The sequence below is a fragment of the Novosphingobium endophyticum genome, assembly GCF_014640675.1.
Classification (GTDB): Bacteria; Pseudomonadota; Alphaproteobacteria; order Sphingomonadales; family Sphingomonadaceae; genus Novosphingobium; species Novosphingobium endophyticum.
Genome location: NZ_BMHK01000005.1, coordinates 165863 through 181805 on the forward strand (window position 1 = coordinate 165863; position 15943 = coordinate 181805).

At 61.5% G+C, this 15943-nt stretch carries 15 protein-coding genes; 11 read left to right on the forward strand and 4 right to left on the reverse strand.

All coding sequences use genetic code 11. The features are described from left to right. Positions 1 to 4: 4 nt before the first annotated feature. The 5 genes from IEX32_RS05720 to IEX32_RS05740 all read left to right on the forward strand — a co-directional run bounded on the left by IEX32_RS05720 (position 5) and on the right by IEX32_RS05740 (position 5650). The gene (locus IEX32_RS05720) at positions 5 to 1138 is read left to right on the forward strand and encodes an FAD-dependent monooxygenase (protein ID WP_188769375.1); all 1134 of its coding nucleotides are present in this window, start codon (positions 5 to 7) and stop codon (positions 1136 to 1138) included. A 176-nt stretch (positions 1139 to 1314) separates the two neighbouring features. After that, positions 1315 to 2361: a Rieske 2Fe-2S domain-containing protein gene (locus IEX32_RS05725; RefSeq protein WP_229736114.1), complete on the forward strand. Its 1047-nt coding sequence runs from the start codon at positions 1315 to 1317 to the stop codon at positions 2359 to 2361. 265 nt (positions 2362 to 2626) lie between these two features. Next, positions 2627 to 3988 carry a glycine cleavage T C-terminal barrel domain-containing protein gene (locus IEX32_RS05730; protein ID WP_188769377.1) on the forward strand — a complete coding sequence of 454 codons (1362 nt, stop codon included), beginning with the start codon at positions 2627 to 2629 and terminating at the stop codon, positions 3986 to 3988. 149 nt (positions 3989 to 4137) lie between these two features. Next, complete coding sequence (locus IEX32_RS05735; RefSeq protein WP_188769379.1) at positions 4138 to 5082, forward strand: fumarylacetoacetate hydrolase family protein; 945 nt, start codon at positions 4138 to 4140, stop codon at positions 5080 to 5082. Between the two features lie 46 nt (positions 5083 to 5128). Then, positions 5129 to 5650 (forward strand): cupin domain-containing protein, encoded by a 522-nt coding sequence (locus tag IEX32_RS05740; RefSeq protein ID WP_188769381.1) that lies wholly within the window; start codon positions 5129 to 5131, stop codon positions 5648 to 5650. A gap of 19 nt (positions 5651 to 5669) precedes the next feature. Here IEX32_RS05740 and IEX32_RS05745 read toward each other — a convergent pair whose 3' ends face one another. Continuing rightward, positions 5670 to 6437 (reverse strand): NUDIX hydrolase, encoded by a 768-nt coding sequence (locus tag IEX32_RS05745; protein ID WP_188769383.1) that lies wholly within the window; start codon positions 6435 to 6437, stop codon positions 5670 to 5672. A gap of 62 nt (positions 6438 to 6499) precedes the next feature. Here IEX32_RS05745 and IEX32_RS05750 point away from each other — a divergent pair, with 62 nt between their 5' ends. Next, entirely contained in the window at positions 6500 to 6922 is a 423-nt protein-coding gene (locus tag IEX32_RS05750; RefSeq protein WP_188769385.1) for an acyl-CoA thioesterase, read from the forward strand. Between the two features lie 7 nt (positions 6923 to 6929). Here the strand turns inward: IEX32_RS05750 and IEX32_RS05755 are convergent, their stop codons facing one another. From IEX32_RS05755 to IEX32_RS05765, 3 genes are read right to left on the reverse strand one after another with little or no spacing between them, the layout of a single operon-like run. Next, positions 6930 to 7943 carry an aldo/keto reductase gene (locus tag IEX32_RS05755; RefSeq protein ID WP_188769387.1) on the reverse strand — a complete coding sequence of 338 codons (1014 nt, stop codon included), beginning with the start codon at positions 7941 to 7943 and terminating at the stop codon, positions 6930 to 6932. A 29-nt stretch (positions 7944 to 7972) separates the two neighbouring features. Continuing rightward, a complete protein-coding gene (locus IEX32_RS05760; RefSeq protein WP_188769389.1) occupies positions 7973 to 8470 on the reverse strand; it encodes a hypothetical protein in 498 nt (165 codons plus the stop codon). Continuing rightward, on the reverse strand, positions 8470 to 8943 hold the full coding sequence (locus tag IEX32_RS05765) for a flavodoxin domain-containing protein (RefSeq protein WP_188769390.1): 474 nt from the start codon (positions 8941 to 8943) through the stop codon (positions 8470 to 8472). Before IEX32_RS05765 ends, IEX32_RS05760 begins: the two co-directional genes overlap by 1 nt. Positions 8944 to 9002: 59 nt before the next feature. Between IEX32_RS05765 and IEX32_RS05770 the strand changes: the two genes are divergently transcribed. From IEX32_RS05770 to IEX32_RS05790, 5 genes are all read left to right on the forward strand, one after another. Continuing rightward, complete coding sequence (locus IEX32_RS05770; protein WP_268236718.1) at positions 9003 to 9878, forward strand: shikimate kinase; 876 nt, start codon at positions 9003 to 9005, stop codon at positions 9876 to 9878. 69 nt (positions 9879 to 9947) lie between these two features. Continuing rightward, positions 9948 to 11630, forward strand: coding sequence for a 2,3-epoxybenzoyl-CoA dihydrolase (gene boxC / locus IEX32_RS05775; protein ID WP_188769394.1), 1683 nt, complete (start codon positions 9948 to 9950; stop codon positions 11628 to 11630). 46 nt (positions 11631 to 11676) lie between these two features. Continuing rightward, positions 11677 to 13074, forward strand: coding sequence for a benzoyl-CoA 2,3-epoxidase subunit BoxB (gene boxB, locus IEX32_RS05780; RefSeq protein ID WP_188769396.1), 1398 nt, complete (start codon positions 11677 to 11679; stop codon positions 13072 to 13074). Positions 13075 to 13124: 50 nt separating this feature from the next. Continuing rightward, complete coding sequence (locus IEX32_RS05785) at positions 13125 to 14687, forward strand: benzoate-CoA ligase family protein (protein WP_188769398.1); 1563 nt, start codon at positions 13125 to 13127, stop codon at positions 14685 to 14687. Then, entirely contained in the window at positions 14684 to 15931 is a 1248-nt protein-coding gene (locus tag IEX32_RS05790; protein ID WP_229736117.1) for an NAD(P)/FAD-dependent oxidoreductase, read from the forward strand. The genes IEX32_RS05785 and IEX32_RS05790 overlap by 4 nt, the downstream gene beginning before the upstream one ends. Positions 15932 to 15943: the final 12 nt, after the last annotated feature.

Genomic DNA, 15943 nt, shown 5'->3' on the forward strand with positions numbered 1-15943 from the left:
CGAGATGGCTGCGATCAGGAATGCTCTAATTGTCGGGGGCGGCCTTGCTGGCCTGACGGCAGCCGCTTCGCTTGCTCGCGCAGGGGTGAATTGCAAGGTTATCGACATCGCCGATGGTCCGGCGGGCGCAGCGATCACGCTGCTCAATAGGGCAGTAGACGCTCTGAACGAGATCGGGGCGCTGGACGGCTGTCTGGCCCAGGGCAAAATCACTGATGCCGAGGAGCTGTTCACGAATTTCGACGCGGCTGGAAACCGGCTGCCGGCGCCGCCCATGCCAAAATCCCCTGAATCCGACCTCCCGCAAGGCATTCTCATCTATCGGCCTGATCTGTACCAGGTTCTGCGCAAGGCCGCTGAAGACGCGGGCGCCAATGTTCGGATCGGCCTTAGCATCGAAAGCCTTGAACAGTCGGCGGACGGGGTCGAAGTGACGCTCACCGATGGCCAGACCCGGAAATATGAACTGGTCGTCGGTGCCGATGGCATTCGGTCAAAAACGCGTTCGCTGATCCTGACCGGAGAGGAAAGTGTCGAGCCGACCTATTCGGGGGTGACCATGTTTCGGGCCGTGGTCGGCGGAGTTCCGGATCTTGGGCCTACGGGCCATTTCCATGCGAAAGATCTTTGTGTGATCAGGCGGATGGCTGATGGTCGTATCTATTTCGCCACGGGTCGCGAATATGCTGAACGGCCAACTTTCGACGCGCAAAGTGCGCGAGAAACAGTGCGCGATATCTTCAGCGCATTTTCCGCGCCGTTGCTTTGCGCCGTGGCCAGCAAATTGACGGACGAGGTTAAGCTGATCGTCAATGACTATGACTGGCTTCTGGTGAAGAACCCCTGGTACCGCGGGCGCGTAGTTCTGATCGGCGATGCTGCGCATGCCACAACCGCTCATCTTGCTTCCGGCGGCGGCATGGCGGTCGAGGATGGAATCGTTCTAGGGCAGGAAATCGGGAAAGCCGCCACATGCGAGGAGGCGTTGGCGGCTTTCATGGCGCGCAGATTTGACCGGGCTCGCTTCGTTGTGGAAGCCAGTGTTCAGCTCGACCAGATGACACAGCAAAAAGTCTCCCCGGCCGAGCAGAGTAAAGTGCGAAGGCAAGCCATGGCCACGCTGTCCGTGCCGTATTGATGTCCCGGCAAAGCCGACCGCATCAACACACCGCACCAGGACGGTTCGACCCAAGCCGGGCCGTGGGAATGCGAACCGGTTCGGGAGGCAAGTTATAACCTCCGACAATACGCGCTATCACTACATCCGGTTTGTCGCCAGGGCGGGTTGCGGGCAAACAAAATCCAGGGAGATTCATGATGAAAGTGCTGAAAAATGCCTGGTATGCGGCCACCTGGAGTCATGACCTGGATGACGAGCCGCTGTCACGGACATTCCATGAGCAGCCGGTTGTCATCTATCGCGGCGAAGGCGGCAAGCCCATCGCGCTCTATGATGCCTGTCCCCATCGTTTCGCGCCCCTCAGCCTGGGGCGGGTACAGGGCGATCGCATCAAGTGCGGGTATCACGGCCTTGAATTCGACAGGAAAGGGCACTGCGTACTTAATCCGCATGGCAAAGGAGTCATCGCCTCTGCCCTGAATGTACGGTCCTACCCCTTGGCAGAGCGTTACGGCATGATCTGGATTTGGATGGGTGATCCTGATCGGGCCGATGAGGACAAACTTCCCTCGCTGCCGATCCTGGAAGATGCGGACTTTACCTGGGTTCATGGCCGGACGTTCGTGAACGCGCATTATGAGCTTGTCATCGATAACCTCCTCGATCTCAGCCATGTCGAATTCCTTCATCCATTTCTTGCCTCCGACGGCAATTCCTCGCGCACGGTTTTCCGTGCCGAGCAGGTGGGGGATCGGGTCAATTCCTATTATGACGTGCGCAACGAACCGATCACAGCGCTGTTCAGGCTGCTATGGGAGGGCGACGAAGTGGAAGCCGACCTTCACGCTTACATGTACTGGAGTGCACCGTCTTACCTCTATCTCGACACCGGGATGAGTGCTCCGGGCGAAGATCCCAGCAAGGCGCCCCGCGTGCCCGGCATTCATCTGCTGACGCCGGAAACGGAGAACAGCACACATTATTTCTGGGCCATGGGCCGCAACCGCTTGCGGGATAACGTGGAGATTTCCGAAATGATCCGCGAGGGTACGCGCAACGCCTTCGAGCATGAGGACGAGCCCATGATCTGCGCGGTGCGCAGCCGCATGTCGTCGAACGATCTCTTCGCAAACAAGCCGGCGCTGCTGCCGATCGATGAAGGCAATGTTCGCGCGCGGCGGGTGCTGAGCCGATTGATCTTGGAAGAAGAAGGGAACATGGCCCGGCAGGCGAAAGTCTGATCGTTTGGGCTGCTTTCGATCGGGCAATTGAGGCAGGCGAGGTGATGGTGCGCCTTACCCGTTTGCATTGCGAGCCACTTCGGACCGGCGGCCACTTCTCCGTCAGCTATCGCCGCCAGCCATTCTTCATATCGGTTATTTGACGTTCGGTTCGCGACGCTTCGCCGCTACACTCGTTCCTCGCCCGAACCTGCGCCGGCTCATGTCATCTGCCGGCGCCGATCGGCGGCCTGCCAAAGCATAACAGACAAACAGAGGATGGTTAATGTCGCGTATCGTAGATCAGCAACGCAGAGGTTACGAGCAGCAACTCCGGAACGCTGAGGGCCTGTTCGAAACCGACCGCGCCATGCTGCTGGCTCCCGCTTCAACCGGACAGGATGTCTTCAACGTAAAGGGGGCGTATTACAGCTGGACGCCGTTGACCGTTCCGCTGGAATATACAAACTGGACGGAGGAAAGCGCTGCGCATGTAGAGGCCTGTTATATCGGCGACTGGACCTCGATCTCGAAGATCCGGGTGCGTGGCCCCGAAGCGCTGGCGTTTCTGGCCCGCATAGGCATGAACAGCCTCGAAAAATTCGCGTTGGGCCAGATCAAGCATCATGTGCAGCTCAACGAGGCGGGACAGATCGCGTCCGAAGGCGTGGTCTATCGCGTTGGCGAGGAAGAGTTCATCTACACCGGCGGTGGTGGCGACTGGGCGCTTTGGCAGGCGACGCAGGGTTCCTGGGACATGGAGATCGAAGCGATCAGTCCCGAGATGTTCATTTTTGAGGTACAGGGGCCGAATTCGCTTTTCGCGCTGGAGAAGGCGACGGGTGAGAACCTTCGCGACATCAGATTCAATCATAGCCGCATGTCGCAGATCGGCGACATTGAGGTCCGCGTCCTGCGCACCGGTATTTCCGGCGAACTCGGTTATGAATTGCACGGCTCGGCGGACGATGCCGGGGCCGTGTGGGCCGCCGCTTTCGAGGCGGGCAAGGAATTCGGCATTCGTCAGCTCGGCATGCGTTCGTTGCTGGTGCAACATATCGAATCCGGGATCGCGACCGTCGGTCTGGATTATTTCCCCGCCTCGATCGTAACGCCGGGCGCGCCGAAGCTTTTGCCCAGAGGCACGCCGACGGGAAGTTTCATTCCGCAGGCGGTTACGGACTACTTCCGGATGCCAGGCGAACTGGGGTGGGGCAATCGGCGCGCGCGCGATGGTCACGATTTCGTCGGCCGCGAAGCCTTGGAAGCCCAGGCGGCAGATGGCGGCCCGGCGCGCAAGTTGGCCGGTCTCATCTGGAATGAGCAGGACATCACCGATCTGTTCGCGGCCCAATTCCGGGGCGGTCCCTTGCCGGACTCCATGGAAATGCCCCGCGCAATAGGGGCGGAGTTCGATCAGGTTCTGGCCAATGGGCGGCAGGTCGGCATTTCCTCTTCGCGGACCTACAGCACCGTTCTGCGCAAAATGATTTCGCTTTGCGTCATCGACCGCGACCTTATGGAAGTGGGCACGCAGCTTACGGTCTTGTGGGGAAGGCCGGGGACACCGCAGCGGGAAATCCGCGCGACGGTAGCCGCGCTGCCATTCAAGGAAGATAGGCGGCGCACAGACGTCAGCGCCCTTTAGGGCACAAAGCGGGGCCTATTCGCGCTTTCGGCGCTCGGACCATGTTGGATCGCTCAGATGCCCCGCCGATGCCCGCGGCTGAAAAATTCGCCTTTTCCTGTGCCTCGCAATCACGACAGCACGACTGCCGATAATTCGGGAGAAACACGATGCGACTTGCAACTTTGGACGATGGCACGCCCGATGGCCGCCTGGTGGTTGTGTCCGCCGACGGCTCTTCCTGCGCCTCGGCCCCTGTCGACACGCTTCAGCAAGCCGTGGAGGGGTGGGATGTCATCGAACCGGCCCTGCGAGCCATCCGCGAGTACCCGGAACGGCTGCCAGCAGAGAGCCTGCGGGCGCCCCTGCCGCGGGCGTGGCAGTGGCTCGACGGATCGGTCTATCCCAGCCATGCGCGGCTGATGGAGCAGGTGCTGGGCCTGGATCCGATCATCAGTGACAGCCCGTTGATGTATCAGGGCGTTTCGTCGAAATTCTATGGACCCAACGAAGACGTGGTCATGCGCGACGAGGAACTCGGCATCGACTTCGAAGGCGAGTTCGGGATCGTGACCGATTTCGTTCCCATGGGCACGAGCGCTGCCGACGCGGCCGCGCATATCAAGCTGGTGGTTCAGATCAACGATTGGTCGCTGCGGGCTCTGGCCGGGCCTGAAATGAAGACCGGCTTCGGCTGGATTCAGGCCAAGCCGCCGTGTTCGATGGCCCCCTTTGCGATCACGCCGGACGCTTTGGGTGCCGCGTGGAAGGACGCGCGCCCTCATCTCAAGCTGCGGGTGTGCTGGAACGGCGAACAATTCGGCAATGCGGATGGTGGACCGATGGAATTCGGCTTCGACGAACTTATCGCCCACGCCGCGCGGACGCGCGATCTCGTGGCTGGAACAGTCATCGGATCGGGGACCGTTTCGAATGAGAATTTCCGCGAGGCGGGATCGTCCTGCATCGCGGAGCGGCGCGGTATCGAGGTTGTCGACAACGGCGAGGCGAGCACCGCCTTCATGCGTTTCGGCGACCGCGTCCGCATGGAGGCACATGCCGCGGACGGAAGCGCGCCCTTTGGCGCGATCGATCAAAAGGTCGTTCGCCCATGAGGGAGGCAGCATTCCCGTCGAGCGATAGCGAGCGGAGGGATCGCATATGACAGTTTCGGATTCCGGGCTGCCCCCGGTACAGCGCGTGGTCACGGGCCATGATGCCAGGGGCCTTGCGGTCTTTAAGTCGGAAGATGTCGAACCAACACGAATGATCCCGTCTGGCGATGCGGCGTTCCTGCTTGTCTGGACCACGGAAAAGGTGCCGGTCGACAACAACGATGAAACCGACGGGCGGCTGCGTGAGGCGGGGCTGACGCTCAACGAAGGATCGGTTATCCGTATCGTCGACATGCTGCCGGGGCGGTCGAGCCCGATGCACCGGACCAACAGCATCGATTACGGGATCGTGTTGAGCGGCGAAATCGAGCTGGAACTGGACAGCGGCGAAGTGCGCACGGTCCGCGAAGGCGGTGTCATCGTGCAGCGCGGCACCAATCATCTTTGGCGCAATGCAACGGACAAGCCGTGCCGGATTGCATTTATTCTGATCGAGGCAGCCCCCTACCTCCACGAAGGCAAGCCGCTGCCGGAGGACAAGCCGGCGGACGATTACACTAATGACTGACCGGCCGCCCCCCTTTCCTTCATGAAATCCGGATTTGGGAAAGCGGCGCGATCGTCACCGGATAGCCTGCCCCTTCCGGAATACGCAGCATATCGCCGTCAACCCAGGGTGAGATTGGATCCATCGGTGTATTGAGCGCGTGTTCCTTCGCTTCGGCAAAGCTGGCGAACCGTGCCAACCGCTCAAGGTTTCTGCGGGTGGGGTAAATTGCCTTGATCTCGTCCATTTCGATCATGTCCAGCGCCTGTTTCGCGCTGGCCCAGAACAGGCGTGTATTCTCTCCCAGATCGGGCGTCAGGTCGACTCGTCCCGAACCGAGGTCGGCAAGGTAAAACCGGGTGTCGAAAATGCGGCCGGGCTTGAAGGTCGGCACCCACCGCGCAAAGGGAACAAGTTGGTCGAGGTCGAGCGTCCATCCGAAACGGTCGAGCACAGGGGCCAGGTCCTCGTCGTGCATCAGCATCGCGCGCGCATCGATAGCTGCTTGCGCGCCAGCCTTTTCATGGGTTGCCAGAATGAGACCGGTTTCTTCAAGCACTTCACGGATGCCTGCAATGCGGGCCGCCGCTTCATCCGTGGGGATGGCGGGAAAGCCGGCCGCCTGCTTCTCGTCTGCCGGAGCGATCTTGCCACCCGGAAATACGACGGCAGCCCCTGCAAATGACAGTTGGGCAGAGCGTTGGACCATCAGTATCTCGGGCACGCCTTCAGACCCGCTGCGGAACACAATTACGGTCGCGGCACGAACAATTGTCTGGTCTTGCGGCGGTGCGGCTGTGTCGTTCATTGTCGTTCTCCCTTGAAACTCGCAGTCGGGCGTTTCGGCTACTGACAGGATGATGGCTTCGGATGTTCGTGAATACACGGTGCTGGACGATAGAATGGGGGGATTGCGATCCCGCGGGCATCGTCTTCTATCCCCGCTATTTCGCGGCTTTCGACACTTCCACGGCTTGTTTGCTGGAAGCGGCAACGGGAATGAAGAGCGCCAGGATAATTCACGAAAACGGGATCATCGGTTGGCCGATGGTCGACACGAGCGCGCGTTTCATGGCTCCGGCAAGCTATGGCGACTTTGTCGAGATCGAGACGCGCATGACGCGCGTGGGACGATCGAGCTTTGCCCTGGAGCATCAGCTTACGAAAGATGGGCAGGTGTGCATCGAGGCCAGCGAGGTTCGCGTGTGGGCTGCGCCGCGAACGGATGGTGCACCCGGCATCATGGGCGTTCCGATCCCCGAACCAATCGCGGCGCGCCTTCGCGCAGAATAGGCGCACATCAACTGCGGGCTCGCGACGACCCGGTGAAAAGGTCCGGCTGTCCCAGCGCGAATTTTCGCAAATAGGACGAACCTATCAGTGGCGAGGGAAACAGCTTTCCCGGCTTCGCCAGCGCATCGACCTCGGCGAAAAGATCTGCATTGATCGGCTCCTGCGCATCGGCGAGCAGTTCGGCCATTTGCTCCTCGGTCCGTGCACCTAAGATCGGAATGCGGTTGCGCCCCGATTCCATCAGCCAGCGCAGGGCCAGGCGCCGCGTGGATTGGCCGCTTCGTTCGGCCAGGCCAGAAATCGCATGGCGAAATTCGCATAAGGTCGGAGACATGCGATCCGCGGACTGACGGCGCGGATCGTTGCCACCTGCAAGTGCGCCCGCCCCCAGAGGCCCCCAACAAAACACGGCAAGGTCGAGTGCTTCCGACATGGGAACAAGATCACGTTCGATCCCGCGCGTGGCGGCGTTGTATTCGGCCTGGATCGCTACGACAGGCGTCAGACGCAAAGTTTCGGCAAGGGTTACGGCGCGGGAGGAAAGCCACGCAGGCGTGTCCGACAGACCGAAATAGAGGATCTTGCCCGCGCGGACGAGGTCGTCGGCGGCGCGCAGAATTTCCTCGAGCGGAGTGGTCCCGTCCCAGAAGTGCAGCCAGAACACATCGATGCGATCGGTTTTCAGGCGGCGCAGGCTGCCGTCCGCGGAGAGCATCATCGTCCGCCGGCTGTTCCCGCCCGCCAGGGGATGCGCGGATGCGGCGGCGGTGTACTTGGTCGACAGCACCAGTTGATCGCGACGGCCGGCCGTGAAATCGCCCACGATCTCTTCGCTTGCCCCGTCGGCGTAGTTGGGGGCGGTATCGATCGTCGTGCCGCCGCCGTCGACGAAACGTGCCATGATCTTGCGGGCCTCGTCGGCGGAGCAGCCCCACGGGCGCGGATCGCCGAACGTCATCGTGCCGAGCGCAATCTCGGAACTCCGCAATCCGCTTTTGCCGACAAGGACCTGCTTCAGCATAGTCGCATCCTTATTGCGAAACCCTCGTGTCAGTTGCCCGCAAGGGACCTGCCTTCGGCTGCGGTCAGCATCTGGCCCAGAGCCATGAGGCGTTCGGACAGCTCCGTGGCCGCTTCCGACCAGGTCGCGAGTTCGGCAATGTCGATGATATCGACGGCGCCCTCGTCCGAAATGAAGCGAGCGCCCGAAAAGCTCTTGATGCAAAGGGCACCGGACGATCGCCGCGACAGGACGCCACTTGCGACCAGGTTACGGCGTTCGAGGAGCGCGCTGATCGCCGTCATCGTTTCGCGCAGCGCTCGCGGATCCTTGTGCCATTGCGAAAGGCGTTCCTCGATGATCTGCCGCTTCTCGGTGAAGGGCATGGCCTTGAGCGTGAAGGACAGGAACTTCTGCTTCTGGTTGGCGCAGAACCAGCGGGCCATGAACTGGCCAACCCGGTACTCCAGCAGCGAACACCGGGCGATCAACCCGCCCATCTCGGCATGGGCGGCGCGCATGTCGTCATCGGCCTTGTGAATATCCATCACTCGGCTCCTTCCTTGATCCTGTCGATCCAGCTGGCCGCCCATTCGCCCGCGACGTCTTCCGCCAGGGTACCGCTCGATGCGTCGTGCCGCTGGATATCGACGATTCGCGTTGCGCCGCAGGTATCGAGCGCGGTCGCCCAGCGGTCGCCTGCCGCGCAGAACGTGTCGGCATAGGTTCGGTCGCCCAGAGCGAAAAGGACATACTTCTTTCCGGACAAGTCTGCGCCGTTCTCCAGATCGCCGTAGAGCGCCTGTCCATTGTCCGGTATGTCGCCGTGCCCGTAAGTGGAGGAAACGATCACCAGCAGATCGAACGGATCGAGGTCACTGGCGCCCATGCAGTCCATCATGTGGCGTTCGCTAGCAAGGCCGGCGTTCGCGAGTGCGTCTTCGATCTCCTCGCCGCAAATGTCGGCAAGGCCCGTGATCGTCGCTACGAAAATGCCGATGCTCGGATTATTGCTCGACATGCTTCTCCCATTCGGAATTATGAATCGTATTGCAATGGAATATGCACTATATGACATATATGCAAGAGCGGAATGACTCTATGGAGGGTGAACAGCCTTCGGGCAGCGGCGAGATTGCGCGGCGCATTCGGGCCGCGCGCGCGAGGGCGGGATTTACACGCAAGCAGCTCGCGGCGGCTTCCGGCGCGTCGGAACGTTATCTTGCGCATCTTGAGAATGGCACCGGCAATCCCTCGGTCGAAATGCTTGTGGCGATCGCCAAGGCCCTGGACATAGCCCTGGCCGAGCTTCTGCCTCTGGGCGGGGAGCGTGATCGTACTTTGGCGCGAGCGGCTCAATTCTTGCGCCGGCTACCGCCGGAACGGGTCAGCGCCGCCGCGGCCTGGCTTGCGCAGCAGCCTGGGGAATTGGGCGGGAAGGCGCGCCGGATTGCCCTTGTTGGTCTGCGGGGGGCGGGCAAGTCATCCTTGGGGAAACTCCTTGCAGAGCGCCTGAAAGTCCCGTTTTTTGAGATGTCCAAGGAAGTGGAGCGGCTCTACGGAGGCTCGATTGGCGTCCTGTTGGAGATGAACGGACCGTCGGCGCTGCATCGTTACGAGACCGAGGTTCTTTCGGAGATATGCGCAAAGCACGATGCGGCGGTGATAGCGGCGCCGGGAGCCATTGTTTCGGACGGCAAGCTCTATGAGCATTTGCTGCAATCTACATGGACGGTCTGGCTTCAGGCCAGGCCCGAAGACCATATGGAGCGGGTCGTTTCCCAAGGTGATCTGCGCCCGATGACCGGGCGTTCGGCAATGGACGATCTCAAGGCGATCCTGTCCGCGCGCGAGGCTGACTATGGTCGCGCCGATGCGATACTGAACACCTCGGCGCAAGGGTTCGAGGCGACGTTCGCTCTGCTCGATGAGGAGGTGTCGCGCCTGATAATGTGAACTATAGTGCTTGCTGATCGTTCCTGAATGCGTTATCTTGCGTGCAAGTCAGGGATGAGGAGTGATTCGATGGCTACCCGGGTTGCGGAAACCGCCCCGCCGACAGCGGCCTTTACATATGACAGGGATGGCGAGACCTATCGCCACTGGAAAGTCAGCATCGATGGCCGCGTCGCCACGGTCGCCATGAACGTCGATCCCGACGGCGGGCTGTTCGACGGCTACAAGCTCAAGCTCAACAGCTACGACCTGGGCGTCGACATGGAGCTGCATGATATCGTGCAGCGCCTTCGTTTCGAGCATCCGCAGGTAGGCTGTGTGGTGCTGACCAGCGCGCAGGACCGCATCTTCTGTTCGGGTGCGAACATCTACATGCTGGGCACGTCCAGCCACGCGTGGAAAGTGAACTTCTGCAAGTTCACCAACGAAACGCGCAACGGCTTTGAGGACAGCTCGCAAAACGGCAGTCTCAAGTTCCTGGCCGCAGTCAACGGCACGTGTGCCGGCGGCGGCTACGAAGTCGCGCTGGCTTGCGACGAAATTCTGCTGGTGGATGACCGGTCTTCAGCCGTTTCCCTGCCTGAAGTGCCCTTGCTTGCGGTCCTTCCGGGCACGGGCGGGCTGACCCGCGTGATCGACAAGCGCAAGGTGCGCCGCGATCTGGCGGATGTATTCTGCACTTCGGAAGAAGGGGTCAGGGGGCGCCGCGCCAAAGAATGGGGTCTCGTTGACGATATTGCCCCGAAAGGCCGCTGGGATGAGCGCGTTGCCGAATGCTCCGCTTCGCTCGTTGCCCGGAGCAACCGGCCCGAGCATGCCGAAGGCGTCAAGCTAACCCCGCTCGACCGCGTGATCGACGAGGGCGGTTATCACTATCGGCATGTCGATGCCGAATTCGACCGCGAACGGGGTGCGGTCACGATCACCGTCAAGGCGCCGACGGATGCGCCGCCCGCCGATGGCGATGCGATGCGCGTGCAGGGCACTGCGTTCTGGCCGCTCGCCATGGCGCGAGAGTTGGACGACGCGATCCTGATGCTGCGCACCAACGAGCCGGAGCTCGGCCTTTGGATCGTCAAGGCCGAGGGTGATGGCGCGAAGGTGCTTGCCTATGACGAAGCGCTGCTGGCCAACGCCGACCACTGGTTCGTCAACGAAGTGATCGGCATGTTGCGTCGCACGCTGTCGCGGCTCGATGTGTCGTCGCGTTCGATTTACGCGGTGATCGAGCCGGGCTCGGCCTTCGCCGGAACGCTGGCGGAACTCGCATTCGCCGCCGACCGTTCGTACATGCTGGAACTGCTGTCGAACCCCGAAAGCGGGCCGGCGATGCACCTGTCAGCGCTCAACTTCGGCACGTTTCCGATGTGCAACGGCCTGTCTCGCCTCGCGTCGCGCTTCCTGGGTGATCCGGACAAACTGGACGAAGTCTCTGCTCTCAAGGGCGAGCCGATCCCCGCAGGCGAAGCCTACGATCTGGGCCTCGTCACATTCGCGCCGGACGATATCGATTGGGATGACGAAGTTCGGCTGGCCATCGACGAACGGGCAGGACTTTCGCCCGACGCCCTGACCGGGATGGAAGCGTCGCTGCGCTTCGGTGGGGCGGAAACCGTGTGGTCCAAGGTCTTCGGCCGCCTGTCAGCATGGCAGAACTGGATATTCATTCGCCCCAACGCCGTCGGCGAGGGCGGCGCACTCAAGCTTTTCGGCAGCGGTACCCGCGCTGATTTCGACCGCAAGCGCGTCTGATCCGAAACGTCGCCGTCATCACGAAATACTGACCGGAGAAGCCGCCATGGCTATCGATTATCAAACCAAGATCCCCAACAATGTCGACCTGTCGAATGACCGGGGCCTTCAGCGCGCACTGGAGCACTGGCAGCCCGCTTTCCTCGATTGGTGGAAGGATCTCGGTCCGACGACCTACCAGGGGCACGACGTTTACCTGCGCACCGCCACCTCGGTGGACGCGAAGGGCTGGGCCACCTTCGGCCACGTGAAGATGCCGGACTATCGCTGGGGTATTTTCCTTGCCGACAAGCAGCCTGAACGAACCATCGGTTTCGGCGATCATATGGGCAAGCCTGCGTGGCAGCAGGTTCCCGGCGAGTATCGCTCTACCTTGCGCCGGTTGATCGTAACCCAAGGCGATACCGAGCCTGCTTCAGTGGAGCAGCAGCGCCTGCTCGCGCTGACCGCGCCGTCGCTGTACGACATGCGGAACCTGTTTCAGGTGAACGTCGAGGAAGGGCGCCACCTTTGGGCGATGGTCTACCTGCTTCACGCCTATTTTGGGCGCGACGGGCGCGAGGAGGCGGAAGAGATGCTTTATCGCCATTCCGGCGATATCGACAATCCGCGTATCCTGGGCACGTTCAACGAACCGATCGACGATTGGCTGTCGTTTTACATGTTCACCTATTTCACCGATCGCGACGGCAAGTATCAGCTCAAGTCGCTGGCCGAGAGCGGTTTCGACCCGCTGGCCCGGACCTGCCAGTTCATGTTGACCGAAGAAGCGCACCACATGTTCGTGGGCGAGACCGGCATCGGACGCATCATCAAGCGTACGCTGGAAGAGATGCAGAAGCTGGGCACCGACGATCCCGAAACGTTGCGTAAGGCCGGACTCTTCGATTTCCCGTTGATCCAGCGCTATATCAATTTCTGGTATAGTTCGGCTCTCGACCTGTTCGGCGCGGAAATATCCTCCAACGCGGCGACTTACTTCGCCAATGGTCTGAAAGGCCGCCCGGACGAAAGCACCTACGAAGACCACGATTGCTCAAACAGTGTCGAGCAAATCGAAACGCCCGACGGCATGGAAGAAGTCGCCAGCAGGAACGCAATGAACTGGGTCACGCGCAATGCCTATGTTCGCGACTGCGGCATCGGCTTGCAGCGCTGGAACCGCACGATCGCAAAAGCGGGTTTCGATTTCGCGTTTCACCTTCCGTCCGAACGCTTCAACCGCAAGGTCGGCTTGTGGTCCGGCAAGGAGATCGGGGTCCACGGGAAGCCGGCTTCCGCGGGCGAAGTGGAAGCTTCGCTGCCGAGCGAGACCGATCGGGGCTACGTCAAATCGCAGATGGTCGGGGTCACCGAACCGGGGAAATGTGCCAACTGGACCACATTGCCGGATCGCGGGATCAACAACATGCCGCTTGATTTCGAATACGTGCGCGCTGCCTGACACAAGCATCGCACGACCCGGAAATGCCGGGCGTGACGGGAGAAGAATCAATGACGGATACGTCGAAAGCCCGCGCGGCCCATGATTTGCCGGAGGCTCTGAACGCCGCCGAGGATCTCCTGGCACCCAATCTTGCGAAGCACCCGGACAAGACCGCGATCATCGACAGTCGCGGCACTTGTTCCTACCGGGAGCTTGCTGAACGGGTGGCGACGTTTCAGGGCATGTTGAACGATCTGGGCGTGCGGCGGGGCGAGCGGGTTCTCCTCTGCCTCACCGACACGCGCGATTTTCCTACCGCCTTTCTCGGCGCGATCCGGGCCGGCGTGGTTCCCGTCCCTCTCAATACCCTGCTGACGAGCGAAGATTACAGCTGGATCGCCGAGAACAGCGACGCTGCGGCTGTTTTCGTATCGGCCGAACTTTCCGACAAGTGGCACGGCGTGGCGGGGCAGAGACCTGACCTTCGGATGGTTTCCAGCGGCGGGGGCCCATGGGACGATCTGGAAACGCTTCTCGGCACGGCCGAGCCGGCGGCGAGTGCAGCAGACACGCATCGTGACGACGTGGCGTTCTGGCTCTATACGTCAGGATCGACTGGCAACCCCAAGGGAGCCATGCATCTGCATGGTTCAATCCGGCTGACGGCGAACCTCTATGGTATCGGCACGATCGGCATGCGCGAGGACGATGTCGTCCTGTCCGTCGCGAAGCAGTTCTTCGCCTATGGCCTCGGCAATGCACTGTCTTTCCCATACGCGGCGGGGGCAACGGTGGTACTGTTCGACGGTCGCCCCTTGCCGGAGCCGATCAGCCAACTGGTCCGCGAACATGGGGTCTCCGTGCTCGGCGTCGTTCCGACCTTCCTCGCCGGTTGGCTGTCGCATCCGTCCTGTCCGTCGCGACGGGAAACGCCCGCCCTGCGCATGGCGATCTCGGCGGGAGAAGCCTTGCCGTCACACCTCGGCATGGCGTTTCACGAACGCTTCGGCGCGCATGTGCTCGATGGCCTGGGTTCCACCGAAATGCTGCACATCTTCGTTTCGCAACGACCCGATTCCCTTCGGTACGGCTGCACCGGACGTGTGATCGACGGCTACGAGGTCAGGGTCGTGGACGAGAGCGGCGAAGCGGTTCCGGTCGGCGAAATCGGCAATCTCGAAGTGCGGGGGCCCACGACCGCCGCAGCCTATTGGCGGAACCGGATAAAGTCCATGAGCACGTTCAAGGGCGAATGGACCGCGACCGGAGACAAGTACACGATCAACGAAGATGGCTGGCTCACTTACGCGGGCCGGTCCGATGACATGTTGAAGGTCGGCGGAATCTACGTTTCGCCGATCGAGGTTGAAGAGGTTCTGGCGGGGCATCCCGACGTGATCGAAGCGGCGGTTGTCACCGATACCGACGACGACGGCCTTGTGAAGCCGCATGGCTTCGTCGTTGCGCGTGAAGGCGTGGACGCCAATGACGAATTGGCGAGCATCTTGCAGGCGCATGTCAAACAGCACCTTGCCCCATACAAGTACCCGCGCTGGATCACGTTCGTTGACGAACTCCCGAAAACGGCCACCGGCAAGATCCAGCGCTTCCGCCTGAGGGAAGCATCGTGAGCGAGCAGTCTTTCGACGTCGTGATTGTAGGCGGCGGACATGGCGGCGCCCAGGCGGCGGTCGCGCTGCGGATGAACGGGTTCGAGGGGACTGTCGCCATTGTCGGCCGCGAACCGGAACTGCCGTATGAACGTCCGCCGTTGTCCAAGGAATACATGGCCGGGGAAAAGCCGTTCGAGCGCCTGCACCTGCGACCCGAGAAATACTGGCAGGAGAAGGAAATCGAACTTCTGCTCGGCAAGACCGTGACGAAGGTCGACCCGGATGGGCACGTCGTCACATGCCACGATGGCGCACGAGTTGGGTACGGCAAGCTGATCTGGGCCGCGGGAGGCGATCCCAGGGCCATCCCGATTCCCGGGGCGGACATGCCCGGGGTGCATGAAATCCGCGATCGGGAAGATGTCGACGCGATTGTCGCCGAACTTCCCGGTGTCGACCGGATCGTCGTGATCGGTGGCGGCTACATCGGCCTGGAGGCCGCGGCCGTGCTCACCAAGCTGGGCAAGCATGTGACGTTGCTTGAGGCCCTGCCCCGCGTGCTGGTCCGCGTTGCGGGCGAGGCGCTCTCATCGTTCTACGAGGCTGACCACAAGGCACACGGTGTGGACCTGAGGGTCAACCAGACCGTCGCGGCGATCGAGGGAGAGGGGCGCGTCGAGGGGGTCCGTCTCGGCGGGGGCGAATTCTTGGCCGCGCAGATGGTCATCGTGGGTATCGGCATCTCGCCTTGCGTCGAACCGCTGATAGCGGCGGGGGCATCGGGCACGAACGGCGTGGACGTGGACGCAAGCTGCCGCACGAATCTGCCGGACGTCTTCGCCATCGGCGATTGCGCTACCCATGCCAACCGCTTTGCAGGCGGTGCGAGCATCCGGCTGGAATCGGTTCAGAATGCCAACGACATGGCGACGACGGCCGCCAAGGCAATTTGCGGTAAGGATGGAAGTTACGACGCGACGCCATGGTTCTGGTCGAACCAGTACGATTTGCGTCTGCAGACCGTGGGGATTTCGACCGGCCATGACGAGGCCGTCTTGAGGGGGGATCCGGCCACGCGCACGTTTTCGGTCGTCTATCTCAAGGATGGAAAAGTGGTCGCGCTAGACTGCGTCAATAGCGCCCGTGATTACTCGCACGGTCGCAGGCTCGTCGAACTGGGCATCGAGGTCGCTCCCGAAGCTCTGGCAGATGCCGCGCGCCCTCTCAAGGAATGGATCCTGTCGCCAGCGCGCGCAGGATAAGAACAGGAAACA